This is a genomic window from Streptosporangium sp. NPDC000563, from assembly GCF_040299985.1.
GTDB lineage: Bacteria > Actinomycetota > Actinomycetes > Streptosporangiales > Streptosporangiaceae > Streptosporangium.
In genome coordinates this window covers 1,075,738-1,101,278 of record NZ_JBEPDA010000001.1, presented here as the reverse complement: position 1 = coordinate 1,101,278, position 25,541 = coordinate 1,075,738, and the positions used below count along the sequence as shown (strand labels likewise).

Genomic DNA, 25,541 nt, shown 5'->3' with positions numbered 1-25,541 from the left:
CTAGTCCCAGTCCAGACCCTTGCGGCGCCACACGTACGCGTAGGCCACGAGCACGGTGACGATGAACAGCAGCATCTCGACCAACCCGAAGATCCCGAGCTTGTCGAACGCGACCGCCCACGGATAGAGGAAGATGATCTCGATGTCGAACACGATGAACAACATCGCGGTGACCATGTACTTCAGCGGGAAGCGTCCTCCGCCCACCGGCTGGGGCGTCGGCTCGATGCCGCATTCGTAGGCGTCGAGCTTCGCGCGGTTCCAGCGCCTGGGACCGGTGAAGGGGGCGATCGTCACCGAGAAGACCGCAAATCCCGCCGCGAGCACGGCGAGCACCAGGATGGGTGCGTACAACTCCATCGCTACGCCTCCTCTCCCATCTCCACGCGCGCCGGCGCGTAGCTCTGCGTTGTGGTGTATCTCGAAAGTCTAGGCAAAGCGATCATCGCCCACGGCTCCAGGTGCTCGGCATTCGTCGACCTCATGCCGGTGGCGCCACCTTCGACAGGGCGTTGATGATGCGGTCGGACGCGTCACCTCGCCGGTCGGTGAGATTAGCAAGGAGCTTGAGCGCGAACCGCATCAGGTGGGGGTGTGGCAACGCGTGACGCGTGGCGAAGTTCATCACCCCGCGATGCCCGATCAGCTCCACGAACCCCCTGCCGAGGGTGAAGTAACCACCGTATGCGTCTTTCAGCCTCTGGGGGTAAGCGCGCAGCACGCGCTCCCGCTGCGCGGGGGTGACCCTGCCGAGCGCCTGGACGATCGTCTCGGCGGCGATGTGGCCGCTCTCCATCGCGTACGCGATGCCCTCGCCGTTGAACGGGTTGATCATCCCGCCCGCGTCGCCCACCAGCACCAGGCCCCGGGTGTAGTGCGGCTGGCGGTTGAAGGCCATCGGCAGCGCGGCGCCCCTGATGGGGGTCGTCATGTTCTCCTCGACGTAGCCCCACTCGGGGGGCATCCCCTTCACCCAGCGCTTGAGCAGGTCGCGGTAGTCCATGCCCTTGAAGGACTCGCTGGTGTTCAGCAGTCCGAGGCCCACGTTGGAGGTGCCGTCGCCGACGCCGAAGATCCAGCCGTAGCCGGGCAGCAGGGTGTCGCCGTCCCACAGCTCCAGCCAGGTCTCCAGGTAGTCGTCGTCGTGGCGGGGGCTCTCGAAGTATGTCCGCACCGCGACGCCCATCGGGCGGTCCTCGCGCTTGTGCAGCCCCATCGCGAGGGAGACGCGGGTGGAGTTGCCGTCGGCGGCGACCACCAGCCGCGAGCGGTAGACGACCTCCTCGCCGTCCCGCTTCGCGACGACGCCGACGACGTGCCCGCTGCGCTCGTCGAGGATCGGGGCGGTGACGTTCACCCCCTGCAGCAGGCGGGCGCCCGCCTTGACCGCGTTGGCGGCGAGGATCTCGTCGAAGTCCTGGCGGGTGCGGACCAGCCCGAAGTCGGGGAAACTCGACAGCTCGGGCCAGTCGAGCTCGAAGCGCATCCCGCCGCCGACCACGCGCAGGCCCTTGTTGCGGACCCAGCCGGGGGCGTCGATGTCGATCCCCATCGCGATGAGCCGTTTCACCGCCCGGGGGGTCAGCCCGTCGCCGCAGACTTTCTCACGGGGGAAGGTGGTCTTCTCGAGCAGCAGGACGTCGAGTCCGGCCTGCGCGAGATGGAAAGCGGTTGTCGAACCGGCGGGCCCGGCGCCGACGACGATGACGTCGGCGTCAGCCTCAGCGACTTTCCGCTGTGTGGCGGCTGGCACGGTCACGGGACCTGTCCTGTCCTACACGCTGTGGGGGCCTCGGGGTAAGGGGCCTTTCGTTCCTTTGTGAAGGTCTTCACAAACTTGTCGCGCCGAAGTCTAACGCCTTCGGAGGGCAAAGTGTCAGGCGGGTGTCGCCATCGCCCGAGAAAGTCAGGAGGGCTTGTACGCACGGTGAAGGGCCACGATCCCCATCGTCAGGTTACGCCAGGCCACGCGCTCCCAGCCCGCCCCCTGAATGATCTTCGCCAGCCCCGCCTGGTCCGGCCAGGCCCTGATCGACTCCGCCAGATACTCGTAGGAGTCGTCGTTGGAGCCGAAGAGCTTCGCGGCGCGCGGCATCAGCTTCATCAGGTACTGCGAGTACACGAGATCGAAGGATTTCGGCGTCGGGTGTGAAAATTCCAGGATCACCAGCCGCGCGCCCGGCCTCGCCACCCGGTACATCTCGCGCAGCGCCTGGCCGGTGTCGTGCACGTTGCGCAGCGCCGTGGAGATCGTCACCGCGTCGAAGACCTCGTCGGCGAAGGGGAGCCGCAGCGCGTCGCCCGCGACGAAGCTGACCCCCCGCACGCCCCCTCCGTGGATGCCGGAGCCGCCCCTGCGCCGCACCCCGGTGCTCAGCATGCCGAGCGAGAAGTCGGAGGCGATGGCGCGGGCGCCCAGCGTGGTGAACGCGTCGGTGGACGTGCCGGTGCCCGCGCCGAGGTCGAGGACCAGCTCACCGGGGCCCGCGTCGACGGCCGCCGCGGCGGCCTTGCGCCACAGCCGGACCTGCCCCAGGGAGATAACGTCGTTGACAAGGTCGTACCGCCTGGCCGTGCGATCGAACATCGCGGCGACCTCGTGCGGCTGCTTGTCCAGAGAAGCGCGCGTCATGCCTCCCACCCTAGGGCCGCCCCGACAATCCACGGAAAGTAGTCATTCCATTACCGTCGGCATGCTAAAAATTGTCGAATGTTTGCCAGAGCCACTTACGTGCTGGTCGCGGCCCTCACCCTGCTCTCCGCGCTCTCCGTGCTCTCCGTGCTCCCGGCCGGGGTGGCCGTCGCCGGCACCACGAAGCACGGCGGGGTCGTCTCGGCCGATCCGGTGGACACCACTCCCCACGTGCTCGACGGGATCGTGAACGCCATCGCGCTGGTGGACGGCACGGTGGTGGTCGGCGGCTCGTTCGGCGAGGTCCGCGAGGCCGGGAGCGCGACGGTGCTGCCGCGCGCCAACCTCTTCGCGTACGACCTGGCCACCGGCCGGGTGCTGCCCGGCTTCGCGCCGCGCCTGGACCGGCCGGTTCTGGCGCTGGCGGCGGGGGTCCGCGGCACCGTCTACGCGGGCGGGCGGTTCACGAGGACCGGCGGCGCCCAGACGCGGGGCCTGGTCCTGCTCCGGCTCTCCGACGGCTCGCCGGTCTCCCACTTCGGCGCCCAGGTGCGCGGCGGCGCGGTCACCGGCCTGGCCAGGCTCGGACGCCACCTCTACGCGGGCGGCGACTTCACCCACGTCGGCTCCGTCGCCCGTACGGCACTGGCGAGGCTCGACGCCGTCACCGGCGCGGCCGACCCGTCCTTCACGATCGAGCCCGGCGCGCCCAGGGGCGGCAGGACGAGGATCCACGCGATGGCCCTCGGCCACGGCAGGCTCGCGGTCGCCGGCGACTTCACCACCCTGGGCGGCCTGCCGCGCGCCCAGCTCGGCCTCATCTCGGTCGCCCCGCCCGGCCTCGTCTCGCCGAACGCCGCCGCACCCGACGGTTCGTCGCCCGGCCTCGCCCCCTCCCCGGCCACGGTCGCGCCGTGGCGGACCGACGCCTACCGGGGCCGGTGCATGGCCGACTTCCCCGGCTATCTGCGGGGGGTGGACCTCGCCCCCGACGGGAGCTATCTCGTCGTCGTCACGACCGGCGGGCCCGGAGGTCCGGACAGGATGTGCGACACCGCCGCCCGCTTCGAGACCGGCGCGCGCGGCGCGGTGAAGCCGACCTGGGTGAACCACACCGGGGGCGACTCGCTGTACTCGGTGGCGGCGACGGGGGCGGCCGTCTACGTCGGCGGGCACCAGCGCTGGCTGAACAATCCGGACGGACGCGACTCCGCGGGCCCGGGGGCGGTGGCGCGGCCGGGAATCGGCGCGATCCATCCGCGCACCGGCAGGGCCCTGACATGGAACCCCACCCGGGACCGCGGAATCGGGGTCAAGGCATTCCTCGCGCATCCCGGCGGATTACTGGTTGGTAGTGACACAACCCGCCTTGGTCACGAGTACCATGCCCGGGTCGGCATGTTCCCGTTGCCGATCACTCCCGGTTCTTAGTGATTCGCTCGCTCACCGCGTCCCTCTGCTTCGAGAGCAGGACGTAACTGGCCACACCGCTGACCAGGAATGCGGCGATCAGGAGAACCAGGGGCTGGCGCAGGCCGAGGATATAGAGCACTCCCAGGCTCACGGCCAGCAGGCCGATCCTGGACGCGGTGTAAACGATGACGGGATGCACAGCGTCGAGGCTACGTCACTTCGCCCAACCGGTCGCGATCGCGGTGGCCCTACGGGTAACTCTTCGCATCGACTGCGAGCGCTGCTAGTCTTCCCAAGAGATCTGTTTCGTAAAGAAACACCCACGAGAGTCCCAAAAAGGCTCTATCATATAACAATCGGGCAGGCAGTAGATAACAACCCGTGATCTTTGTTGGAAAGCACGGATAAATCAGGCTTCGCTCGGCACACTGGTTACCTGTCCGCCCGCTGGCAGGAAGCGGGATGCGAGGGGGAGAGATTGTGGAGAGTAGCAGCGAGCGTCTGCTGACGCCCGGAGAGGTTGCCGCCCTCTTCCGGGTCGACCCAAAGACGGTTACACGCTGGGCCGCGGCAGGCCGCATCAGCAGCATCCGTACCCCCGGAGGGCACCGGCGTTTCCGCGAGTCGGAAGTGCACGCCCTTCTGCGCGGAGAGGACGTCTTGACGGCCGAACGGCCGGCAGGCGAGTCCCCGCGCGTCTGACGACTTAGGACGTCACACCATCGGTGATCCTGCGCGCCTTACCCGGAAGCCGCAGGGTCACCGTGGAGTCGTGTGAGCCACGACACGGACGATGACCTCCCCCGTCACCGGCCCACCCGCTCCACGACCTTCCTCCACTCGAACCCGCCCGGCCCCGCGCGGCCCCCGAGCCTCTAGGTCTCCTGCTCGGCCTTGAACGCCAGGAACTCCCGCTCCAGCTCGTCGTTCTCCTCCAGCCATCGGCGCCGCCGCTCGGACAGCTCCTCCTCGGTGAGCGACTCGGCGAGCCATCGGTCGTAGTCGGGATCTCCCGGAGAGACCTCCACGTAGGCGTTGCCGATCAGACGCCCGTCATCGCCGACCAGGGTCTGCGGCACCCGCAGGGTCCCGTCGGCGAGCCTGACGACGTACATCCCAGATCACCTAGATTCCGTAGCGCCGGTTGAAGAACAACATGACGTTGAGCGCCATCCGTGTGTCGCCGCCCAGCATGTCGACCAGCGCGGGGCGCTGCCGGGAGACGATCGCGGCGAAGGCGTCGGCGAAGAACTCCTTGCGGCCCAGGTCTCCCGACTGGAGATGGAACGCCGAGGCGAGCGCGGGAACGCACTGTTCGTAGAGGGCGGCGAACTCCGGGGAGTCGGACACCCAGCCGCCGCCGGGGGCGTCCACGTCGTCCAGGGCGTGCCCGACCTCGTGCATCATCACGTCGGGGGTGGGCGAGGGCCGGTCTCCCACCACGATCTTGCGATCGCCGTACGCCCCCGCGCAGATGTCCCACGTCGCCCGGCCCGAGGGGAGCGGCGCGCCGCGCAGGTATCCCATGTCGTCCAGCTCCGGCACCCCGCCCGCGCCGACGTAGATGCCGTCGAGCCCGTCGGCCAGCTTGTCCTTCAACACGTCGGGCAGCCTCGCGAGGCTCTCCACCGCCCGTACGGCCTCGGGGGGCGGCGCCTCCCACCGCGAGTCCCACTGGCGGTGCAGAATGCGCTCCAGACGCCCGCAGTGGCGCAGGCCGTCCCCCAGGTCGGGGGTGTCGGGAGAGTTGGGCTGGGCCCGGGGACTCTCGTCGAGCTCGAAGTCTCTCCAGGTGTACTGCGGGCGGTCGGCCACCGGGGCCGTGACCGTCCCGACCCGGCGCTCCGCCCCGCGGGGAACCTCACGCGGAGCCTCCCGCACGGCACTCTCCGCACGCGTGGCCGGACCTCGCTGCCACCACCGCCGTCGATGGCGGCCCTTGTCGCCCGAATGTGCCATCACACCCCCTGGGGAAGTGGCAACGGCTCCTACGGTAAGGGGTGGGAGCCTTGCCAGTCATCCGTAACGTGGTGTGGGACCGCAGCAGGTCTCATGATGGCTTACAGTTCGGGCATGCCCCTGCTTGGTCTGGCGATACTCGCCTTCTGGCTTTACTGCCTGTTCGACGTCATCACCACGCCGGACAAGGAATCCAGGAACCTCCCCAAGCTCCTCTGGGTGCTCATCGTGGTGTTGATGCCGATCGCGGGGGGCGTCTTCTGGCTGTTGCTCGGCCGGCCGACCGGCCCCAGACCGCCCCGCTTCCTCCGTGTCGAGGACGCGCCGTCGCGCCCCGAGGCCCCGAAGGGCCCCGACGACGACCCCGACTTCCTCAAGGATCTCGACCGCCGCCTGCGTGACGACGACTGAGAACGCACCGGAATCGGCCCCTAACGCGCGACCGATAGGTCAGTTACGGACAACCGAATTCCCGCACGAAAACCTGCGCGGTAATCGGCGGGAACCTCGGCGCGGCAATTCGCCGTGGAATTCCAGCGGAAAGAATTCGGCCCGAGGAAATCTCGGTGCCGAGAATCAGCCCGGAACCTCGGCGTAGGAGTGCAGTCCCCCGAGGAAAATGTTCACCCCGACCAGGTTGAACAGCAGGCAGGCGAGGGCGATGAGCTGCACGATCGTCGCCGCCTTTCCCTTCCAGCCCGCGGTGGCCCTGGCGTGCAGGTAGGCGGCGTAGGCGATCCAGGTGATGAACGCCCAGATCTCCTTGGGGTCCCAGCCCCAGTAGCGGCCCCACGCCTTGTCGGCCCAGAGCGCCCCGGCGATGACGGCGAAGGTCCAGATCGGGAAGCCGATCACGATGGCCCGGTGCGCGACCCGCTCCAGGTCCTGCCGGGACGGCAGCCGGACCGAGGCGTCCTTCCTGACCAGATAGAGGATGCCGCAGACTCCGGCCACGATGAACATCCCGCTCGCGACGATCGCCGCCGACACGTGGATCGCGACCCAGTACGTGTCCAGCGCGGGCACCACGGGACCGGCCTGCACGTGCAGGTACCGCACGGCGAAACCGAGCCCCAGCGCGCTCGCGACCGTGACGAACGCGCCCAGGAAGCGGATCGGGTAGCGGAGCTGCATGAACAGGAACGCGCTCACCGCCGCGAAGCACATCGCGACCACGAACTCGTACATGTTGCCCCACGGCCACCGGTCCACGGCCAGGCCGCGGGTGAGGATGGAGGCGAGGTTGGCGACCCAGCCGAGCCAGCTCAGCCCGACGGCCACCGGCCCCGCCCACGCCGCCCAGGCGGGCGGCGCCTTGACGGCGGGAGCGTCCTCGGCGGGGGCGGTGTCGGCCGGGGCGCCCCCGCCGACACCTGCCAGGACCGGCCGGTCCGCGCGGGCCACCGTCTGCCGAGACGCCCCCGCCTGCCGCCCGAAGGCGAGGTCGAGGGCGTAAGCGATCATTGCGAAGACGTAGAGCAGCACCGTCGCCAAGATGAGCTGGTCGCTCAGCGTGGCGAGGCCGGCATCGACCTCAGCGGACATCCTTCACTCCTGAATCGGGAACTCCTGGGTTCAAAACGGAGACGATCTCGGTGAACTCCTCGCTGAAATCGCCGCCCTCGGTGCGTGTGAGACCGCCCGCCTCGACCTTGCGATCCCCGTGGATCCGCACCCAGATCCTGCGGCGGCGAACGGTGAGCGTCAGCACCAGGCCCGCGACACAGAGGATCGAGGCCACCAGCGCGGGCATCCGGCCCGGATCGTGGGTGATCTGCAGGGCGATCCACTCCCGCACACCGGTGAACTCGATCGAGCCCGCGCCGTTCGGCAGCGTGAGCTTCTCACCGAGCGCCAGCGGGTCGGCCTTCATGAACAGCGGCTTCATCTTCTTCAGGCTCGCCGGGTCGAGCTCGTAGACCGACTGCGGCCGGCCGTCCTTCAGCCCCAGGTCACCGGCGAAGGCGCCGTACACCTGCGCGGTGGGGTTCGCGGCGCCGGGGAAGACCGAGACCCACTCCGAGCCCATCGGGACGGTCGTCGGCAGGAAGCCGACGAGGACGCCGAGCTGCTCGGGCCGCGCGTCCGGGACCTTGATCACGCACTCGGAGGTGAAGGTGGCGGGCTGGACCACCAGGCAGGGCACCGGCCCCTCGAAGGCGACCTCGCCCTCACCATCGGTGATCTTGAAGGTCGGCGCGTAGCCGTGGTCGATCAGGTAGCTCAGCGTGCCGTTGACGTCCAGCGGCTCGTTCACCTTCAGCACGTAGTCGCGCGGCGCGGCGCCCGGGGCGTCCTCGACCTTGAGCCTGGCCTCGTAGTCGAGGGCCTGTCCCCTCTTCTCACCCGTCGCGATGTAGGTCGCCTGGAAGTCGTCGACGGTGAAGGAGAACGGCTCCAGCGACTCGGCGTTCACCTGGGTGCCCGGCATGTAGCGGTCGTAGGCCGCGACCGTGTTGGCGAACCCCTCGCCCTCCACGACCAGCACGTTGCCCCGGTAGCCGTACAGCGACCCCATCCCGACCGCGACCAGCAGGCCGAGCAGGGCCACGTGGAACAGCAGGTTGCCGGTCTCGCGCAGGTAACCCTTCTCCCCGGCGACCCAGCCGGGCCCCGTGGTCACCCGGAACCGCCTGGCGCGCAGCCTCGCGGCGGCCTCCTCGACGGTGAGATCCGCCTCGAAGGAGGCGTGCTGCGGCAGCCTGCCCAGGTTGCGCGGCGCCGCGGGCGGCTTCCTGCGCAGCTCCCGCAGGTGGGTCGCGGTACGGGGGAGCACACAGCCGATCAGGGACACGAACAGCAGAAGGTAGATCGCGGCGAACCAGGGCGCCCTGAAGACGTCGAACAGCCAGAACCTGTCCAGCCACTCGGCGAGCTCCGGACTGTCGTCGAAGTACTGGACGACCATGGCGTCGGAGACCCCGCGCTGCGGCCAGATCGAGCCGGGAATGGAGCCCAGGGCGAACAGGAACAGCAGGATCAGCGCGGTCCGCATCGAGGTGAGCGTCCGCCAGAACCAGCGCGCCCACCCCACGACCCCGAGACCCGCGGGCCGCCGCGCCTCGCTCACCGTTCGCTCCCCCGTCTTCGGGTCGATCGACACCATCAGATCACCGGCTCGAATCCGCCGACCCAGCCCTGCGTCATCGCGACGAGCTCCCCCCACAACCCGGTGACGAGCAGCACGCCGACGACAACCAGCATCACGCCGCCCGCCCTCGTGATCAGCCGCGAGTGCCGGCGTACCGCCTTGAACGTCCTCAGCGCCCTGCTGTACGCCAGTCCGGCCGCCACGAACGGCAGGCCGAGGCCGAGCGCGTACGCGAAGGCGAGCAGCGCCCCCCGACCGGCGCTGCCCTCGTTCAGGCCGAGGGTGAGCACGACCCCGAGGGTGGGGCCGATGCAGGGGGTCCAGCCCAGCCCGAACACCAGGCCGAGCAGAGGCGCCCCGGCCAGCCCCGCGGCCGGGACCCGGTGGATGCGGAAATCGCGCTGCAGCCCCGGAATCACCCCCATGAAGGCGAGGCCGAGCACGATCGTGAAGACGCCGAGCACCCGCGTGATGATCCCCGCGTTGGTGAACAGGACCGCGCCGAGGCCGCCGAAGAGCGCTCCCCCGGCCACGAACACGACCGCGAACCCCAGAACGAACAGCACGATGCCCGCCACCATCCGCCCCCGCCTGGGGTCGGCGCTCATACCGGTCACGTACGACAGGTAGCCGGGAACCAGCGGCAGCACACACGGCGACATGAACGACACCAGCCCGGCCGCGACCGCGATCGGCAGCGCCAGCGCCAGCGAACCGCCGGCGACGGTGCCCACGAGGTCGGCGCTCACGACGACCCCGAGCGGTTATCTCTCATCGCCGACCTTGGTCACGGCGTCGAGAAGGTCGTTGTACTTCACCGCGCCGAGCGCCCTGGCGGCGATCCGGCCCTGCCGGTCGATGATCAGGGTCGACGGGATGGCCGCGGGCGGCACCGTCCCCTGGAAGGAGAGGGCGACCTTGCCCGGCTGGTCGAAGATGCTCGGGTAACCCGGCTCGTGGCTGCGTTCGAAAGCCAGGGCGTCGGCCTTGCGGTCCTTGAAGTCGATGCCGAGGAACTCCACGCCGTCGGCCTTCTTCTTGGCGTGGATGTCCTTGAGCACCGGCGCCTCCGCCCGGCAGGGCGCGCACCAGGAGGCCCAGAAGTTGAGCACCACGATCTTGCCCTTGTGCGCCGCGAGGCTCGCGGTGCCCCCGTCGAGGGTCTCCCCCTCCACCTGCGGGGCGACCTTGCGGTCCTCGGCCTGGAACAGGGTGATCTTTCCGTCACCGGCCACGAAACGGGTGTCACCGCTCTGCGGCTGCGATCCCGGGTTTCCGGCGCATCCGGCCACGGCGATCAGCAGCGCGACGGCGGCGAAGGATTGTGCGCGCATGGGTGACGGAGGCTCCCTGTACTACAACCGGTAGAGCAATCACTGTACCGGCGAGGTCAGGCGCCCGGCACAGTGGGGCGTTTGACGAGCGCCGCCGCGGGCTCGCTGTATCCGACGCTGATCAGACGGTTTCCCTCGAAGGAGAAGCTCGTGAGGCTGGCGAGCCCGCACTGCCTGCGACGCGGGTCGTGCGGCAGGCGCCTGCCCTCGGCCGCGAGCCTGATCGTCCAGATCGGGAGCTGGTGGCTCACCATGATCGCCTCATGGCCGCGCGCCGCGTCACGGGCGGTGTCGATCGCGGCCCTCATCCGGTTGACCATGTGGATGTAACGCTCCCCCCACGAGGGGCGCAGCGGGTTCCACAGGTAGCGGTAGAAGCGCGGATTACGGAAGCTGCCGACGGAGAGGCCCTCGAAGATGTTCTCGGCCTCGATGAGCCGCTCGTCGATCGTGACATCCAGGTGGAAGGTCGCGGCGAGCGGGGCCGCTGTCTCCTGCGCGCGCTCCAGCGGCGAGGAGAACAGCGCGGTGACGTCACGTCCGGCGACCGCCTTCGCCACCGTCTCGGCCATCTGGACGCCGTTGTCGGAGAGGTGGTAGTCGGGAAGCCTGCCGTACAGGACGTTCGCGGGATTGTGCACCTCACCGTGGCGCAGGAGGTGAACGACGGTGGTCTCAGCCATGGTGTCCGCCAGCCTACCGAGAGGCACCGGGTACCTGCCTGGCAGGTGGGTCGAACGAGGCAGGATAGGGTCACCCGGGTGAGCCCCCTCGCGCTCGCCCTCGTCCTCTCCTCCGCCGTCGCCCACGCCTGCTGGAACCTCATGAGCAAGCAGGCGGCCGACGCCGACGGTGTCGTCTTCGTCTGGATGGTCGCCGCCGCCTCCACCCTCCTCTGGACCCCGGTCGCGGTGGGCCACCTCCTCCTCGGCGGCACCGGCCCCTCCTGGACCGACCTCGCGGTGATCGCCGCCAGCACCACGCTGCACCTGGGCTACTTCATGCTGCTCCAGCGCGGCTACCGGCACGGCGACCTCTCCATGGTCTACCCGATCGCCCGGGGCACCGGGCCGATGCTGGCCAGCCTGGTCGCCGTCCTCTTCCTGGGCGAGCGGCCGGGCCCGGTCGGCGTCGCGGGAATCCTGCTCGTCGGGGTGGGCGTCTTCCTGCTCGGCGCGGCGCACGGCCCCAGCCGCCAGGACCTGGGCGGGATCGGGTACGGGCTCGCCACCGGAGTGTTCATCGCGGCGTACACCGTCTGGGACAAGCAGGTCGTCAGCGCCTTCGCGGTCGCGCCGATCCTGCTCAACTACGGCGGCGACCTCGGCCGCGCCCTGGTCCTCACCTCGCCGGTGCTCGGCTCCCGCCGCAGGGGCCTGATCCTGCCCGTCTGGCGAGAGCACAAGACGCGGGTGCTGGGCGCGGCGGTGCTGATGCCGCTCTCCTACCTCCTCGCGCTGACCGCGTACACGTTCTCGCCGATCAGCGCGGTGGCCCCGGTACGCGAGGTCAGCGTGCTCGTCGCGGTGGTGCTCGGCGGCAGGCTGCTCGCCGAGGGCGACCTGACCCGGCGGCTGCTCGCGGCCTGCGTCATCGTCGGCGGCGTGGTGACGATCGCCCTCGGCTGACCCGGGTTCCGCACGAGCTGGCATTGGTCACCCACCGAACCGGATCGGAAATGACGCGCCACGTATGAAAACCGAAACCCGACGTCACCCAGAGCCGTCTGGGCCACCCCGAACCACCGCCACCGGAATCGTCGCCGACTCGACGGGCTCGGACACAGGCCCGCGAAACTCGACCGAGACGGCCTTCAGCGCCTCCACCGCGGCCCGGATGGCCGGACGGCGGGCGGCGTCACTGCGCCAGAGCGCGTAGATCCTGCGCGTCGGACGCGACCGGATCGGGACGACCCGCACCCCCTGCGGGACGAAGTCGCGGCCCAGCCGGGGGATGATCGCGCACCCCTGCTCCGCCGCGACGAGGGCCATCTGGGTCGGATACTCGTCCGTCATGCAGGTGATGTCCGGCTCCAGCTCGGCCGAACGCAGCGTGTAGACCAGCCAGTCGTGGCAGACCGTACCGGGCGAGGAGCTGATCCACTGCTCCCCCGACAGCTCCGCGAGCTCGATCTCGGCACGACCCGCCAGCGGGTGGGACGCGGGCAGGATCACGTCGGCGATGTCGTCGAAGAGCGTGGCCCGGGACAACCCCTCGGGGATCGCCATCGGACGGTTCATCCAGTCCTGGATCACCGCGAGGTCGAGCTCGCCCCTCGCCACCTCACGGATCTGCCGCTCCGGCTCGCGTTCCATGAGCTGCAGGCGCAGGTCGGGGTGGCGTGAGCGCAACAGCGCGAGCGCGGCGGGCATCAGCCCTCTCGCCGCCGTGGGGAAGGCGCCGATGCCCAGCCGCCCCACGACCTCGCCGCGCAGCGCCTCGAAATCGGCCTCCGCCATCTCGACCAGCGCGAGGATGCGCTCGGCGTGGTCGGCGAGCAGCCCGGCCGCGTCGGTCAGCCGCACCCCGCGCCCGTGACGCTCCAGCAGGGGCGCCCCCGTCTCCCGCTCCAGCTTGGCCAGCTGCTGGGAGACCGCCGACGGAGTCACCATGAGCGCCTCGGCCGCGGCCCCCACCGAACCGTAGACGGAAACCGCGTGCAGCGCCTTGAGCCGGTTGAGATCCAACATGTAAGCAACTCTAAACGACACAAGCAAGAAGGTCTCGCTTGTGCTGAAATATCAGTCGAAACGACGATTGCTGCATGCGTACCCGGCACCTCCTGCTCGCCATCACCCTCACCGCCCTGTGGGGCTTCAACTTCGTGGTGATGGAGGCCGGACTCCGCCACTTCCCCCCGCTGCTCTACGTGGCGCTGCGCTTCCTGTTCGCCGCCTTCCCCGCCGTACTGCTCGTCGGCGGCCCCGGAGTGCCCTGGCGGAAGGTCTTCATGGCCGGCGCCACGCTCGGCATCGGCCAGTACGCCCTGCTGCTGACCGGCATGCGGGCGGGCATGCCCGCCGGGCTCACCTCGCTCGTCGTCCAGGTCCAGGCGATCTTCACCGCGATCCTGGCGGTCGCCCTGCTGGGCGAACGGCTCACCCGGCGACGGATCATCGGCATGGCGGTCGCGTTCGCCGGTCTGGCACTGATCGCCACCGACCTGGGCACCGGCAGCCCCATCGGCGCGTTCCTGCTGGTCATCGGCGCGGCGTTCTTCTGGGGCATGGGCAACATCGCGGTCAGGAACGCCGCCCCACCCAACCCGTTCCGCTTCATGGTCTGGATCAGCGCGGTCGCAGCCATCCCCATGACGGCCCTGTCCCTGCTGGTCGAGGGCGTCCCCCACCTGGAGTTCTCCGTGGAGGGCAGCCTCTCGGTCCTCTACGTCTCCCTGATCTCCACCCTCGGCGGCTTCGGCATCTGGGGCTTCCTGCTCCAGCGCTACGACGCCTCGGTGGTCGCCCCCTCCGCCCTGCTCGTCCCGGTCTTCGGCATGTCCTCCGCCGCCCTGTTCACCGGCGAGTCGATCTCCCTCACCAAACTCCTCGCCGCCACCCTGATCATCTCCGGCGTCCTCTACTCCAGCACCCGCACCCGTAGTACCCCCGCCCTGACCGAGACGACACCGGAGGCGGAAAGAGTCTGACGTCCCACAGGGCCAAAAGCTACGGTGCCCCCCCATGGACACCGACCTCGACCGCCCGCCCTCCCCACCCCAGGAGGCTGGACCACCGACGACCTCGACCGTCTCACCAGGTAGGCGTCCGCCTCACCCCAACCCGTCGAACACACCCTCTTTGACCCCACCGACAAAGGCCCGCCACCCACCAGGGGAGAAGACCAGCACCGGCCCACAGATGTCCTTGCTGTCCCGAACGGCCACAACCCCAACCAGATTGCGCGCCACCTCGACACACGCTCCACCATTGCCATTACTACGCGAACTCTTACGCCAGACAGCGCTCACCAGATCAACCATGGGACACCCGCACTCCTAACTTTCCAAGAGCCCTTCTCCGATCCGTCCACATCAGAACCTCGGATCAAAGTCCCCAACCTTGACGCGACCCAGGAAGGCAGACCAGTCATCCCGAGAGAAGACAAGCGTGGCGCCGCCGGGATTCTTGGAGTCGCGGATAGCGATCAAGCCCGAGACGGAGGCGACTTCAACGCAGTTGTTGCCGCTGCCGCTCAAGCTGCTCTTGCGCCATATGGCGTCGGTCATGGAATGCTGGGCCACCCGTCTTCCCTTTCACACCCGGAGCCCTTCTCAATCTGTCACGCGGTCAGGGACGTGTGTCGAAGTCTCCAGCCTTGACGCGACCGAGGAAAGCGGTCCAGTCACCCGGAGGGAAGACAAGTGTGGCGCCGCTGGGGTCCTTGGAGTCGCGAACAGCGACCATATCCAAGACGACGGCGACCTCGACACAGTCGGCACCGCCGTTGCCGCTGAGACTGCTCTTGCGCCACGTAGCGCGAGACAGCTCAGAGAGGTCTCTCGACTCACGCTTTTCTACAGTCATGAAGTCGTCTCCTCTATGACCGCGCTCATCAGCGCGATGGACTTGTTCGGCGGCAAGGCAGCCGCGCGAAGGTGGTCGAAAATGAGTCTATACCTGCGTACTTCTTCTGGCTTTTCCAGATATATGGATCCTGTCAAGTACTCGACGTAGGCGACACGGGTCTCCGAGGTCGGGGGGAACTCGAGGAGATGGAAAGGGCCGAGCATGCCGGGATGAGCACCTCCGGCGAAGGGCAATACCTGAAGGTTAATGCAGGAGAGTCGTCGCGTGTCGCGAAGTTTGAGGAGTTGCTCGCGCATGGTCGCCGGGCCGCCGATGGCGTGACGTAGAGCCGCTTCGCTCATCACCGCCCACAGTTCCGGAGGGTTGGACCGGTTAAGGAGCTTCTGTCTTGCTAGACGCAGAGTGACGAGCCTGTCGATCTCCTCCTCTGACATTTCAGGGTGGTCTGTTTCGATGACAGCACGCGCATACGCTTCAGTCTGGAGAAGACCGGGCACCAGTTGAGGTTGGTAGGTCTGGATTGACGTGGCCTCGGCTTCGAGCCCAATAAAGACCTCGAACCAGGACGGCACCGCATCTCCGTGAATGTGCCACCATCCTCGCTTGCTCGCTTCGCGTGCGAGGTCGAGTACGGCTTGAGTTTCGTCGTCGGCGGCACCGTAGAGATCAAGAAGTTGAGCGAGGACCTTCTGGCGGATAGTGACCCTGCCGGTCTCGAAGCGACTGATCGTCGAGTCGGAGCGACCGATGCGCTCACCCGCCTCAATGGCGGACACATTTGCACGCTCGCGCAGCCGACGCAGTTCCATGCCGAGTTGTCGTCGCCGGACGGTGGGGCTTTGGCCTTCGGTCATGTGTCCGCCTCCATGAGGTTTCTACTGGTTTGGCCGCTCTCGCAAGCTGAACTTTCCATGGATCCTCTTGAGTGCATATGCATTTGGGGTTGCACATGGGGCTGCAGAGACTGCATGCTCTGAGCATACGGCCGATGACAGTCCGTGAGCATAGATGTCCCTAAAGCGCGAGCGAGCCAGTGCGATCAACGACGAAAGGAAGGCTGTGGAGCCACGCGATCCGCAAGAGCAGTTCGTTCATCTGGTGCGGCTGGGCTGGGACCTGCGGGGCCTGGGCCTGGGCACCTCGCTGGTGCTGCCCCAGAGGGGGCAGCCGATCCTGGAGGTCATGTCCGAAAACGAGACCCGCGTCCGCATCACCGCCGTACGCCGTGCCCGCGGCTGGGTGTTCGTCTGGCGCCCCTGGTGGGCCAGGATGTGGCGGCCCGGCGAAGCGATCTGCGCCGACGCCGACAACGCCGCCGACGTCATCGTCACGGCGGCGATCGCGTGATCGCGCCCTACCAGGCCCCCTGCCGATACGAACGCCAGCGAACAGCCTCGCAGCGCTGGGCCGTACTGCACCCCCTGGGCCACGCCGAGTTCGCCGCGACCCCCCACTCGGTCGCGACCGTCCGCGCCTGGGCCCGACACCTCCTGCACACCAGAATCACCGCCACCGCCCTCGATGACGTGGTGCTGCTGCTCAGCGAGGTCGTGACCAACTCCGTCGTCCACTCCGACTCCGGGCGTACGGCCACAGGATCGGTGACCGTCTGCCTCGGTCTGGGAGGCAACATGGTGCACGCCGAGGTGATCGACGACGGCTCGGCCACCAGCCTGCCCTTCGTCCGCGCGACCGACCTCGACAGCGACGGCGGACGCGGCCTGCTCCTGGTCGAGGCCATGGCCACCGCCTGGGGCACCCACCACGACCCCGAAGCGGGCACCGCCGTCTGGTTCCGCCTCCCCGCCCACGAAACCAACAGCCCCGACGAAGCCGGCAACACCGGCACCCCCGGCTCCTCATCCAACTAACCCACCCGGCCGAAGCCCTGCGAGACCTACCCCTCCCTTCGGTCACAGTGGCCGTCCATCACGATGTGCCCTATCAAAGGGCCACACCTGTCCCTGCGCGAAGCCGTGATGTCCGTGACCAGCAACGACAAGGCGCAGCACGCCAACCAACCAGCCAACCGACGGCGAACCACGACGAGCCCGGTGGACTCACGGCGAGCCCCATGCGCTCCTTTCCGCACCGACGCTTCAGCTACGGCGACGACCCCCGAACGACCCCGTACGGATTGCTTCAGCATCCCCAGAGCCCCGTGGGCGGCCCGAAAGGAAGCGACTACGGCCCGCACCACCTACGGCGAGACGGGCCGTGTGCGGAGGTGGGCGGGTGTTCCGGGCGGCTTATAAAAATCCGTAACCAGCGCGCCCGCCAGGCCGGAGGCCTGACCCACCAGACGACCACCAACGACGGCCGCCCGGAGCACCCGCCCACCGGAGCGCGCACGCACCGAAGCGCGAACACACCGAAGCCTTCACCAGAACACGAGCACACAGAACACACCCCGCTTGAGATTCGGCGCCCTGCCCAACTGTTCGCGCGAACCCCCAAGCCTCAGAACCCCCAGGCGTCAGCGGTGCAAACGGAAGAAGGCGCGAATGTCCTCGGTGAGCAGGTCGGGAGTCTCCATCGCCGGGAAGTGGCCACCCCTCCCGAACTCCGACCAGTGCTCGATCAACCCCCCAGGGTCCATCACACTCCGAATCGTCGTATCAGCGGCGAACACCGCGACACCCGTAGGCGGCCCCTGCCACCCACCGGCGTGATCATCCCCCTGCCGAGCAGCCATCTCGCGATACGCCTGCATGCCCTCGTAAACAGCATGCGCCGAGGAGGCTCCCGCGCCCGTGAACCAGAAGAGGCTCACGCAGGTGAGCAGCTGGTCGCGGCCGACCGCGTCCTCCGGCAGCTTCGCCTCAGGGTCGGTCCACTCGGCGAACTTCTCCGCGATCCAGGCGAGCTGGCCCACCGGCGAGTCGTTCAGGGAGTAGGCGAGCGTCTGCGGGCGGGTCGCCTGCATGTGCAGATAGCCGAACCCGTCGGCCTGGGACGCGTTGAACCGCTCGGCGCGTGCCCTGTCGGCCTCCGACAGGCCGGCGAGTTCGATCGGAGGGCCGAACGGCATCGCCGCCGTCGTCCCGGTCAGGTGTGTGCCGACCACCCGCCCCGCGTCGATCATGGCGAGTATCCCCGCCACCCCCGAGCCGGCGTCGGTCCCCTGGACCGCGTAGCGGCCGTAGTCCAGGCGGCTCATCAGCTCCGCCCATGCCTGGGCGACGCGAAAGAGGTTTCCCCATCCCTGCTCTTTCACGGGCGTCGAGAACCCGTACCCCGGCAGCGAGGGGATCACGACGTGGAAGGCGTCGGCCGGGTCGCCGCCGTGCGCGCGGGGGTCGGTCAGCGGGCCGATCACCTCAAGGAACTCGTACGGCGAGCTGGGCCAGCCGTGGGTGAGGATCAGCGGCAGCGCGTCCGGCTCGGGGGAGCGGACGTGCAGGAAGTGGATGTCCTGGCCGTTGATGCCGGTGACGAACTGCGGGAACGCGTTCAGCCTCTCCTCCTGGGCGCGCCAGTCGAAACCATCACCCCAATAGGCGACGAGGCCCTTCAGGTAGTCCAGCGGAACACCTCGCCCCCAACCGGTGCCGGCCACCTCCCGAGGCCAGCGGGTGCGGGCGAGCCGATCACCGAGGTCGTCGAGGTCGGCCTGGGGGATGTCGATGCGGAACGGGCGGATCCCCGTGTCGTTGCTCATGCCAGAACCGTAGACACCAATGCGGAAAGGTCCGTTCCGCATTGTCAGCCACAATGAAAGACATGTTGGAGACCTCGGCCCGCCTGCTCCGCCTGCTCTCACTGCTGCAGAGTCCCCGGGACTGGACCGGCCCGCAGCTCGCGGAACGCCTCGAAGTGACCACCCGCACCGTACGCAACGACGTCGAACGCCTGCGCGAGCTGGGCTATCCCGTACACGCCACCCCCGGCGCCGCGGGTGGCTACCGACTCGGAGCCGGCGCCGCCCTCCCCCCGCTGCTGCTCGACGACGAGGAGGCGATCGCCGTCGCGGTGGGCCTGCGCACCGCCGCCGGAGGCACGGTCGCCGGGATCGAGGAGACGTCGCTGCGTGCCCTCGCCAAGCTGGAACAGGTCCTGCCCTCCCGGTTGCGACGTCGCGTGGACGCCCTGCAGACCACCGTGGTGGCCGTCCAGAACAACGGCCCCACCGTGGACGCCAAGGTTCTCGGCACCCTGGCGGGAGCGTGCCGCGACCGTGAGAGCCTGCGGTTCGACTACACCGGCCACGACGGCACGGTGACGCGGCGGCTGGCCGAGCCGTACCGGCTGGTCCACATGAGCCGCCGCTGGTATCTCGTCGCCTGGGACGTCGAGCGGCGCGACTGGCGCACGTTCCGCGCCGACCGGATCGGGCCGCGCCCCCCGACCGGTCCGCGCTTCGCTCCCCGGGAGCCGCCCGGCGGTGACGTCGTCGCCCACGTACAACGTGGTGTGGGGGCGGCACTGTGGCGGCACCGGGCACGGGTGCGGCTGCACGCCCCGGCCGAGGCCGTCGCCGAACGGCTACCGCCCTCCGTGCTGCTGGAGGCCGTCGACGAGAACACGTGCGTGATCGAGGCCGGGGCCGACACCCTCCAGATGCTCACCCTCTATCTGGGCATGCTCGACGTGGACTTCGACGTCCTCGACTCCCCCGAGTTCGCCGCCCACCTCGGCACCCTCATCGACCGGTACAGCCGAGCGACACGCGACCTGTAACCAGAACGGCTCAGACGGCCTGTGCCGCAGCCTTAGCCGCAGCGGGAAGCGCCTCAGCGATACGGGAAAGAGCCTCGTCATCATGAGCGGAGGACAAGAACCACGCCTCGTACGCCGAAGGAGGCAGGTAGACCCCCTGCTCCAGCATCGAGTGGAAGAACGCCCGGTAAGCGGCGGTGTCCTGCTTCTGAGCAGCATCGAAGTCGGTGACCCGCTCGTCGGTGAAGAAGACGGAGAACAGGCTCCCGGCCCGCTGCAGCCGGTGCGGCACCCCGGCCGCCGACAGAGCGTCGGCGGCGGCGCGGCCGATGACCAGCGCGGCGGCGTCGACCCGGTCGTAGACCCCCTCGTCGCAGGCGCGCAGGGTGGCGAGGCCGGCGACGCAGGCGAGCGGGTTTCCCGACAGGGTGCCCGCCTGGTAGACCGGCCCCTCAGGGGCCAGGTGCGCCATCACGTCCGCGCGCCCGCCGAACGCGGCGGCGGGCAGCCCCCCGCCCATGACCTTGCCGAAGGTCATGAGGTCGGCCTCGACCGGGTCGAGCCCGTACCAGCCGGACTCCGACACCCGGAATCCGGTGAGCACCTCGTCGACGATGAGCAGGGCGCCGTACGCGGTGCACAGCTCGCGCAGCGTGGCGTTGAACCCGTCGAGCGGCGGGACGACGCCCATGTTGGCCGGGCACGCCTCGGTGATCACACACGCGATCTCGGCGCCGAAGGTCTGGAACGCCTCCGTCACCGCCTCGACCGAGTTGTACGGCAGCACCACGGTGTCGGCAGCAGAAGCACCGGTCACCCCCGGAGTATCGGGCAAACCGAAGGTCACCACGCCGGAGCCTGCCGAGGCGAGAAGGGCATCTACATGACCGTGGTAGCAACCCGCGAACTTCACGATCTTGGACCGGCCGGTGAACCCGCGGGCCAGCCGCACCGCGGACATGGTGGCCTCGGTACCGGAGCTGACCAGGCGGACCTTCTCCACCGGCTCGACGCGGGCGACGATCTCCTCGGCGAGCTCGACCTCGCCGGGCGTCGCCGTACCGAACGAGGTGCCGTCGCGCAGCGCCTCCTGAAGGGCCTCGATCACGGCGGGGTGCCGGTGGCCGAGGATCATCGGCCCCCACGAGCAGACCAGGTCGACGTAGCGGTTGCCGTCGACGTCGACGATGTAGGGCCCCTGCCCCGAGGTCATGAAGCGCGGTGTCCCGCCGACGGCGCCGAAGGCTCGGACCGGGGAGTTGACGCCTCCGGGGACGATCTCACGTGCGCGGGCGAACAGGGCCTCGGAGTTCTCAGTACGGCTCACGCCCTCCAGGGTAGTAGTCACCGAAGGACCCCCGGAAAAAGCGTCACTCGCAGGTGTCGGCGAGCCAGTCGAGGACGCGCAGCGGGTCGGGCAGCGGGCGTCCGTCGGGCGGGCGCAACCACGAGCCGGACCCACCGGTCGGCAGGAGCGAGGGCGGGGCGAGGACGTAGCTGTCGCGGCAGTGCCAGCGCAGGCCGGGCATCTCCTCGATGGTGGAAGGCCCGAAGTCCAGAGCGCAGGTCCACCACTCGTCCTCGTCGTCGGAGGCGTTCCTGGTGGCCACATAGAACAGGGCCCGGTCGCCGTTGACGGCGACCGGGCCCGAGGCGACTCCGGCGGAGTCCATGTTCGCGAGGGTGGTGCGCCCCGCGGCGAGCGGTACGTCGAAGACGTCGAACACCCGTCCCGTGGGGAGGATCACGTTCGCCTCCGGCTCGTACCGCCACCAGTTGGTGAGCAGGGCCGGGTCGGTGGTGGCCTGCATCTGCCAGGCCCGCGAGAGCGGATGTGCCCCCGGGTCGGGACAGCCGATCCTGTCGCAGGAACAGGAGCGCGAACCGCCCTTCAGCGGCTTCGCGCCGGGACAGCTCGCCCAGCCCAGGGCGGCGTACTCCAGCACAAAGTTGATCATCTGCTTCGGATGGCCATGCCGTCTACTTCGACGAACCATCGGTACCCCGACCATTGTGTCCTCCGTCGTCCGCGCATCCCGCGTGCACCCCGGATGCGGTCGACCTGTCCACACTCTGGTCAGTCGGATCGTCGAATATCCAGGGTTTACGCCACCTGGGACACATCCGCACCGGTTATCGCACTCTAACGCACCCGCATCTCCATCAAGCGGCGAACCTCCAGTTCTCGGCACGCGCCGCCGGTCTCACCTCAGTTTCCCCGCCACCTCGGTGGCCCAGTAGGTGAGGATCATGTCGGCCCCCGCCCTGCGGATCGCGACCAGCGACTCCATGATCACCCGGTCCCGGTCGACCCAGCCGTTCGCCGCCGCGGCCTCGACCATCGCGTACTCTCCGCTGACCTGGTACGCCGCCACCGGCACGTCCACGGCGTCGCGCACCTGGCGCAGGATGTCGAGGTAGGCCAGCGCGGGCTTGACCATCACGGCGTCGGCGCCCTCGTCGAGGTCCAGTCTCACCTCGCGCAGCGCCTCACCGGCCGGTCCCGCCGCGTCCTGCTGGTAGGCGTTGCGGTCACCGAACTGAGGAGCGCACTCGGCCGCCTCGCGGAACGGGCCGTAGAACGCCGAGGCGTACTTCGCCGAGTACGCCAGGATCGGGACCTGCTCGAAGCCGTCGCCGTCCAGGGCCGCCCTGATCGCCGCGACCTGGCCGTCCATCATGCCGCTCGGCGCGATGACCTGCGATCCGGCCCGCGCCTGGGCCACCGCGGCGGACGCGTAGCGCTCCAGGGTGGCGTCGTTGTCGACCTCACCCTCGGGGGTCAGAATGCCGCAGTGCCCGTGGTCGGTGAACTCGTCCAGGCAGGTGTCGGTCATCACGACCAGCGCGTCGCCCACGTCGGCGACCAGGTCGGCGACGGCGCGCTGGACGATTCCCTCCGGGTCGTCGGCCGCCGAGCCCCGGCCGTCCTTCACCTCGGGGATGCCGAACAGGATCAGCCCGCCGACCCCGGCCTCGGCGGCCTCGTGGGCGGCCTTGCGCAGCGAGTCGCGGGTGTGCTGGAACACCCCGGGCATCGAGCCGATCGGATTCGGCTCGGTGATGCCCTCCTTCACGAACATCGGCAGCACGAGCTCCGCCGGGTGCAGCCGGGTCCCGGCCACCATCCGGCGCATCGACGCCGTACGACGGAGCCTGCGCGGACGCGCGACAGGGAACTGAGCCGTCATGGTGCTTCCCCTCCCCCCGGCCGGTAACGGAATCGCGGGCCGGAGGATCTCGGTTGTGTGTTCCTGACTCACCACTCGACGCGGCACCGATCGTGCCGCCGACCACAACGCCGATCATGAGACCGGCCGCAACGCCGATCATGAGACCGGCCGCAACGCCGATCATGAAACCGATCGCGTTGTCACCGCAACGCCGATCACGGCCCGCGACGCTCGCCGGGGGCCGTCGAACGCGGCCGGCCCGCCCGTCGTGCGCGGGCGGCGACCACTTCCAAGGTTACTTCGCGCGGCGCCGGGCTCCCCGCCGGGTCTGCGAGGGCCTGCGAGGGGTGTCCCCCGCCATGACCGCGGCCTGCCGCTGCTTGGCACCATACTCGGCGAGCGCCGCCGCGAGGGCGGAAGCCGAAGGTTTGTCGGCCATGACGTCGACGCGGAGCCCGAACTCCTCGGCGGTTTTGGCGGTCTGCGGGCCGATCACGGCGATGACCGTGACGTTGTGCGGCTTGCCCGCGATGCCCACGAGGTTGCGGACGGTGCTCGACGAGGTGAACAGCACCGCGTCGAACCCGCCGCCCTTGATGGACTCGCGGGTCGGGGCGGGCGGCGGCGCGGCGCGGACGGTCCGGTAGGCGGTCACGTCGTCGCACTCCCAGCCGAGCTCGGTGAGCCCCGCCACGAGCGTCTCGGTCGCGATGTCGGCGCGGGGCAGCAGCACCCGGTTGATCGGGTCGAGCATCGAGTCGTACGGCGGCCACTCGGCGAGCAGGCCCTCCGACGACTGCTCGCCGGTCGGCGTCAGATCCGGTTTGACGCCGAAGCTCACCAGCGCCCGCGCGGTGCTCTCGCCCACGGCCGCGACCTTGAGCCCGGCGAACGCGCGGGCGTCCAGGCCGTACTCCTCGAACTTCTCACGCACGGCCTTGACCGCGTTCGCGCTGGTGAACGCCACCCACTCGTAGCGTCCGGTGACCAGGCCCTTGATCGCGCGGTCCATCTGCTGCGGGGTGCGTGGCGGCTCGACGGAGATCGTGGGGACCTCCTCGGGCACCGCGCCGTACGACTGCAGCTGCTCGACCAGGCCGGCCGACTGCTCCTTGGTCCTGGGGACGAGCACCCGCCAGCCGAACAGCGGCTTGGTCTCGAACCACGACAGCCGGTCGCGCATGCCGACGGCCTCGCCGACCACGATCAGCGCGGGCTCGGCCATCCCGGCGTGCTTGAGATCGGGCGCGAGCCTGCCCAGCGTGGTCACCACGGTGTGCTGCTCGGTCGTGGTGCCCGCGCTGCTCACCGCCACGGGCGTCGAGTCGGGGCGGCCCGCCGCGATCAGCGCCTTTCCGATCGGAACGGCCTCGGCCACGCCGTTGTAGATCACCAGAGTGCTCGATCCGGTGGCGTACGCGGCCCAGTCGTCGATCTGGGTCGCGTCCACGACCCGGAACTCGGGCACCGAGACCGCGGCGGGGATCCCCGCGTAGGTGAGCACCGCCGTCGCCGGCGGCACACCGGGCACGATCTCGAACTCCACGTCCGCCTTGGCGCAGGCCGCGACCTCCTCGGTGATCGAGGAGAAGAACATCGGATCGCCCGCGCACAGCCGTACGACGCAGCTCCCGCCCTTGGCCGCCTTGACGACCTTCAGCGAGACGGCGCCGTCCTCGGCCGCGTCGACGACGTCGACGCCCTCACGGCAGTGGCGCAACAGCGGGCCGTACGCCTCCCGGTCGAGAATGACGACGTCCGCCTTGGAAAGCAGGTCGGCGCCGCGCAGCGTGAGCAGGCCCTCATCACCGGGGCCGGCCCCGACGAAGGCGACGAACCCGGACGGGCGCTCGAAGGTGGTACTTCCGGAGCTCAATGTGCTTGCTCCCCTATCAACGTGCCGGCCCCCTCCGCGATCATCTCGGCCGCGAGGTCGCGACCGAGATCCATGGGCGTGGAAGGGCTTCCGGCGGTGGACTTGCGCACCGCTCGCCTGCCGTCGACGGCGACGACAGCGGCGGTCAGGATCAGATCGTGCCCGTTCTCGGCCGCGTACGCGCCCACCGGGGCTGCGCACCCCGCCTCCAGGGCGTTGAGCACCGCGCGCTCGGCGGTGACCGCCGCGCGGGTGCGCGCGTCGTCGAGCACGCTCAGCAACTCGACCAGGTCGGCGCGGTCGGAGCGGCACTCCACGGCCAGCGCCCCCTGCCCGGGGGCGGGCAGCATCTCCTCGACCTCGAAGATCTGGGAGATCTCGGCCTCGCGGCCCAGCCGGCCGAGCCCGGCGGCGGCGAGCACGACGCCCTGCAGCTCGCCGGAGGTCACCTTGCCGATGCGGGTGTCGGCGTTACCGCGGATGGGCACGTAATCAAGATCAGGACGAATCACCCGAAGCTGGGCGATCCGCCGCGGTGAGCCCGTGCCGATCGCCGCGCCGGACGGCAGGTCGGCCAGTTTGGCGACGCTCACCAGGGCGTCCCTGGGGTCGTCGCGCGGCGGGATCGCCGCGATGACCACGCGCGGGTCGGGCGTGGTGGGCAGGTCCTTCAGGGAGTGCACCGCGAAGTCGATCGCACCCTCGATCAGCTTGTCGCGCAGCGCGCTGACGAAGACCCCGGTACCGCCGAGCTGCGTGAGGTCGGACTTGGTCACATCGCCGAAGGTGGTGACACCGACCAGCTCGACGGCCGCGCCGGTCAGCTCGGTGAGGCGGGCGGCGACCAGGCCGGACTGCGTCGTCGCCATGACGCT

The 25,541-nt window shown here is 69.4% G+C and carries 30 protein-coding genes; 8 read left to right on the top strand and 22 right to left on the bottom strand.

Features of this window, described 5'->3' with window-relative positions:
- The 3 genes from ABT352_RS05225 to ABT352_RS05215 all read right to left on the bottom strand — a co-directional run bounded on the left by ABT352_RS05225 (window position 1) and on the right by ABT352_RS05215 (window position 2,632).
- Complete coding sequence (locus tag ABT352_RS05225) at window positions 1-360, bottom strand: NADH-quinone oxidoreductase subunit A (protein WP_350942623.1); 360 nt, start codon at window positions 358-360, stop codon at window positions 1-3.
- Window positions 361-481: 121 nt separating this feature from the next.
- Window positions 482-1,759, bottom strand: a complete 1,278-nt coding sequence (locus tag ABT352_RS05220; RefSeq protein WP_350942622.1) for a geranylgeranyl reductase family protein — start codon at window positions 1,757-1,759, stop codon at window positions 482-484.
- A gap of 147 nt (window positions 1,760-1,906) precedes the next feature.
- Window positions 1,907-2,632, bottom strand: a complete 726-nt coding sequence (locus ABT352_RS05215) for a demethylmenaquinone methyltransferase (RefSeq protein ID WP_350942621.1) — start codon at window positions 2,630-2,632, stop codon at window positions 1,907-1,909.
- Between the two features lie 78 nt (window positions 2,633-2,710).
- Here ABT352_RS05215 and ABT352_RS05210 point away from each other — a divergent pair, with 78 nt between their 5' ends.
- Window positions 2,711-4,063 carry a hypothetical protein gene (locus tag ABT352_RS05210; RefSeq protein ID WP_350942620.1) on the top strand — a complete coding sequence of 451 codons (1,353 nt, stop codon included), beginning with the start codon at window positions 2,711-2,713 and terminating at the stop codon, window positions 4,061-4,063.
- On the opposite strand, the gene ABT352_RS05205 is transcribed toward ABT352_RS05210, so the two are convergent.
- Window positions 4,047-4,244: a DUF4229 domain-containing protein gene (locus ABT352_RS05205; protein WP_350942619.1), complete on the bottom strand. Its 198-nt coding sequence runs from the start codon at window positions 4,242-4,244 to the stop codon at window positions 4,047-4,049. The two genes, ABT352_RS05210 and ABT352_RS05205, sit on opposite strands and share 17 nt — an antisense overlap.
- Window positions 4,245-4,507: 263 nt before the next feature.
- Here ABT352_RS05205 and ABT352_RS05200 point away from each other — a divergent pair, with 263 nt between their 5' ends.
- Window positions 4,508-4,747: a BldC family transcriptional regulator gene (locus ABT352_RS05200; protein WP_012887349.1), complete on the top strand. Its 240-nt coding sequence runs from the start codon at window positions 4,508-4,510 to the stop codon at window positions 4,745-4,747.
- A gap of 173 nt (window positions 4,748-4,920) precedes the next feature.
- Here ABT352_RS05200 and ABT352_RS05195 read toward each other — a convergent pair whose 3' ends face one another.
- Together ABT352_RS05195 and ABT352_RS05190 are read right to left on the bottom strand one after the other, a co-directional pair.
- Entirely contained in the window at window positions 4,921-5,160 is a 240-nt protein-coding gene (locus ABT352_RS05195) for a hypothetical protein (protein WP_350942618.1), read from the bottom strand.
- Window positions 5,161-5,170: 10 nt separating this feature from the next.
- On the bottom strand, window positions 5,171-5,926 hold the full coding sequence (locus ABT352_RS05190; RefSeq protein WP_350942617.1) for a hypothetical protein: 756 nt from the start codon (window positions 5,924-5,926) through the stop codon (window positions 5,171-5,173).
- Window positions 5,927-6,118: 192 nt separating this feature from the next.
- Between ABT352_RS05190 and ABT352_RS05185 the strand changes: the two genes are divergently transcribed.
- Window positions 6,119-6,415, top strand: a complete 297-nt coding sequence (locus ABT352_RS05185) for a PLD nuclease N-terminal domain-containing protein (protein WP_350942616.1) — start codon at window positions 6,119-6,121, stop codon at window positions 6,413-6,415.
- Between the two features lie 165 nt (window positions 6,416-6,580).
- Here the strand turns inward: ABT352_RS05185 and ccsB are convergent, their stop codons facing one another.
- Genes ccsB through ABT352_RS05160 form a run of 5 tightly spaced genes read right to left on the bottom strand, consistent with a single transcriptional unit; the run spans window position 6,581 to window position 11,112 of the window.
- Window positions 6,581-7,549, bottom strand: coding sequence for a c-type cytochrome biogenesis protein CcsB (ccsB, locus tag ABT352_RS05180; protein ID WP_350942615.1), 969 nt, complete (start codon window positions 7,547-7,549; stop codon window positions 6,581-6,583).
- Window positions 7,539-9,110, bottom strand: coding sequence for a cytochrome c biogenesis protein ResB (resB, locus tag ABT352_RS05175; RefSeq protein WP_502992789.1), 1,572 nt, complete (start codon window positions 9,108-9,110; stop codon window positions 7,539-7,541). The genes ccsB and resB overlap by 11 nt, the downstream gene beginning before the upstream one ends.
- Window positions 9,110-9,844, bottom strand: a complete 735-nt coding sequence (locus tag ABT352_RS05170) for a cytochrome c biogenesis CcdA family protein (RefSeq protein ID WP_350942613.1) — start codon at window positions 9,842-9,844, stop codon at window positions 9,110-9,112. The genes resB and ABT352_RS05170 overlap by 1 nt, the downstream gene beginning before the upstream one ends.
- 15 nt (window positions 9,845-9,859) lie before the next feature.
- Entirely contained in the window at window positions 9,860-10,429 is a 570-nt protein-coding gene (locus tag ABT352_RS05165; protein WP_350942612.1) for a TlpA family protein disulfide reductase, read from the bottom strand.
- A 56-nt stretch (window positions 10,430-10,485) separates the two neighbouring features.
- Window positions 10,486-11,112: a histidine phosphatase family protein gene (locus tag ABT352_RS05160; RefSeq protein WP_350942611.1), complete on the bottom strand. Its 627-nt coding sequence runs from the start codon at window positions 11,110-11,112 to the stop codon at window positions 10,486-10,488.
- A 78-nt stretch (window positions 11,113-11,190) separates the two neighbouring features.
- Here ABT352_RS05160 and ABT352_RS05155 point away from each other — a divergent pair, with 78 nt between their 5' ends.
- Window positions 11,191-12,057 (top strand): EamA family transporter, encoded by an 867-nt coding sequence (locus tag ABT352_RS05155; RefSeq protein ID WP_350942610.1) that lies wholly within the window; start codon window positions 11,191-11,193, stop codon window positions 12,055-12,057.
- 84 nt (window positions 12,058-12,141) lie between these two features.
- Here the strand turns inward: ABT352_RS05155 and ABT352_RS05150 are convergent, their stop codons facing one another.
- Complete coding sequence (locus ABT352_RS05150; protein ID WP_350942609.1) at window positions 12,142-13,119, bottom strand: LysR family transcriptional regulator; 978 nt, start codon at window positions 13,117-13,119, stop codon at window positions 12,142-12,144.
- A 74-nt stretch (window positions 13,120-13,193) separates the two neighbouring features.
- On the opposite strand from ABT352_RS05150, the gene ABT352_RS05145 reads away from it, so the two are divergent.
- On the top strand, window positions 13,194-14,078 hold the full coding sequence (locus tag ABT352_RS05145; RefSeq protein WP_350942608.1) for an EamA family transporter: 885 nt from the start codon (window positions 13,194-13,196) through the stop codon (window positions 14,076-14,078).
- Between the two features lie 123 nt (window positions 14,079-14,201).
- Here ABT352_RS05145 and ABT352_RS05140 read toward each other — a convergent pair whose 3' ends face one another.
- The 4 genes from ABT352_RS05140 to ABT352_RS05125 are packed head-to-tail and all read right to left on the bottom strand — an operon-like array spanning window position 14,202 to window position 15,812.
- Entirely contained in the window at window positions 14,202-14,411 is a 210-nt protein-coding gene (locus tag ABT352_RS05140; RefSeq protein ID WP_350942607.1) for a DUF397 domain-containing protein, read from the bottom strand.
- A gap of 51 nt (window positions 14,412-14,462) precedes the next feature.
- A complete protein-coding gene (locus tag ABT352_RS05135; protein WP_350942606.1) occupies window positions 14,463-14,672 on the bottom strand; it encodes a DUF397 domain-containing protein in 210 nt (69 codons plus the stop codon).
- Window positions 14,673-14,718: 46 nt separating this feature from the next.
- Window positions 14,719-14,955 (bottom strand): DUF397 domain-containing protein, encoded by a 237-nt coding sequence (locus ABT352_RS05130; RefSeq protein ID WP_350942605.1) that lies wholly within the window; start codon window positions 14,953-14,955, stop codon window positions 14,719-14,721.
- Window positions 14,952-15,812, bottom strand: a complete 861-nt coding sequence (locus tag ABT352_RS05125; protein WP_350942604.1) for a helix-turn-helix domain-containing protein — start codon at window positions 15,810-15,812, stop codon at window positions 14,952-14,954. Before ABT352_RS05125 ends, ABT352_RS05130 begins: the two co-directional genes overlap by 4 nt.
- A gap of 205 nt (window positions 15,813-16,017) precedes the next feature.
- Here ABT352_RS05125 and ABT352_RS05120 point away from each other — a divergent pair, with 205 nt between their 5' ends.
- Window positions 16,018-16,305: a hypothetical protein gene (locus ABT352_RS05120; protein ID WP_350942603.1), complete on the top strand. Its 288-nt coding sequence runs from the start codon at window positions 16,018-16,020 to the stop codon at window positions 16,303-16,305.
- Window positions 16,302-16,829 (top strand): ATP-binding protein, encoded by a 528-nt coding sequence (locus ABT352_RS05115; RefSeq protein ID WP_350942602.1) that lies wholly within the window; start codon window positions 16,302-16,304, stop codon window positions 16,827-16,829. Before ABT352_RS05120 ends, ABT352_RS05115 begins: the two co-directional genes overlap by 4 nt.
- Window positions 16,830-17,434: 605 nt before the next feature.
- Here ABT352_RS05115 and ABT352_RS05110 read toward each other — a convergent pair.
- Complete coding sequence (locus ABT352_RS05110; protein WP_350942601.1) at window positions 17,435-18,619, bottom strand: epoxide hydrolase family protein; 1,185 nt, start codon at window positions 18,617-18,619, stop codon at window positions 17,435-17,437.
- A gap of 62 nt (window positions 18,620-18,681) precedes the next feature.
- Between ABT352_RS05110 and ABT352_RS05105 the strand changes: the two genes are divergently transcribed.
- Window positions 18,682-19,638, top strand: coding sequence for a helix-turn-helix transcriptional regulator (locus ABT352_RS05105; protein ID WP_350942600.1), 957 nt, complete (start codon window positions 18,682-18,684; stop codon window positions 19,636-19,638).
- Between the two features lie 10 nt (window positions 19,639-19,648).
- Here ABT352_RS05105 and hemL read toward each other — a convergent pair whose 3' ends face one another.
- The 5 genes from hemL to hemC form a co-directional block, all read right to left on the bottom strand.
- Complete coding sequence (gene hemL / locus ABT352_RS05100) at window positions 19,649-20,944, bottom strand: glutamate-1-semialdehyde 2,1-aminomutase (protein ID WP_350942599.1); 1,296 nt, start codon at window positions 20,942-20,944, stop codon at window positions 19,649-19,651.
- 43 nt (window positions 20,945-20,987) lie between these two features.
- Window positions 20,988-21,629: a bifunctional DNA primase/polymerase gene (locus tag ABT352_RS05095; RefSeq protein WP_350942598.1), complete on the bottom strand. Its 642-nt coding sequence runs from the start codon at window positions 21,627-21,629 to the stop codon at window positions 20,988-20,990.
- 192 nt (window positions 21,630-21,821) lie between these two features.
- Window positions 21,822-22,808, bottom strand: coding sequence for a porphobilinogen synthase (gene hemB, locus ABT352_RS05090; protein WP_350942596.1), 987 nt, complete (start codon window positions 22,806-22,808; stop codon window positions 21,822-21,824).
- 277 nt (window positions 22,809-23,085) lie between these two features.
- A complete protein-coding gene (locus tag ABT352_RS05085) occupies window positions 23,086-24,666 on the bottom strand; it encodes a bifunctional uroporphyrinogen-III C-methyltransferase/uroporphyrinogen-III synthase (protein ID WP_350942594.1) in 1,581 nt (526 codons plus the stop codon).
- Window positions 24,663-25,535, bottom strand: coding sequence for a hydroxymethylbilane synthase (gene hemC, locus ABT352_RS05080; protein WP_502992787.1), 873 nt, complete (start codon window positions 25,533-25,535; stop codon window positions 24,663-24,665). Before hemC ends, ABT352_RS05085 begins: the two co-directional genes overlap by 4 nt.
- Window positions 25,536-25,541: the final 6 nt, after the last annotated feature.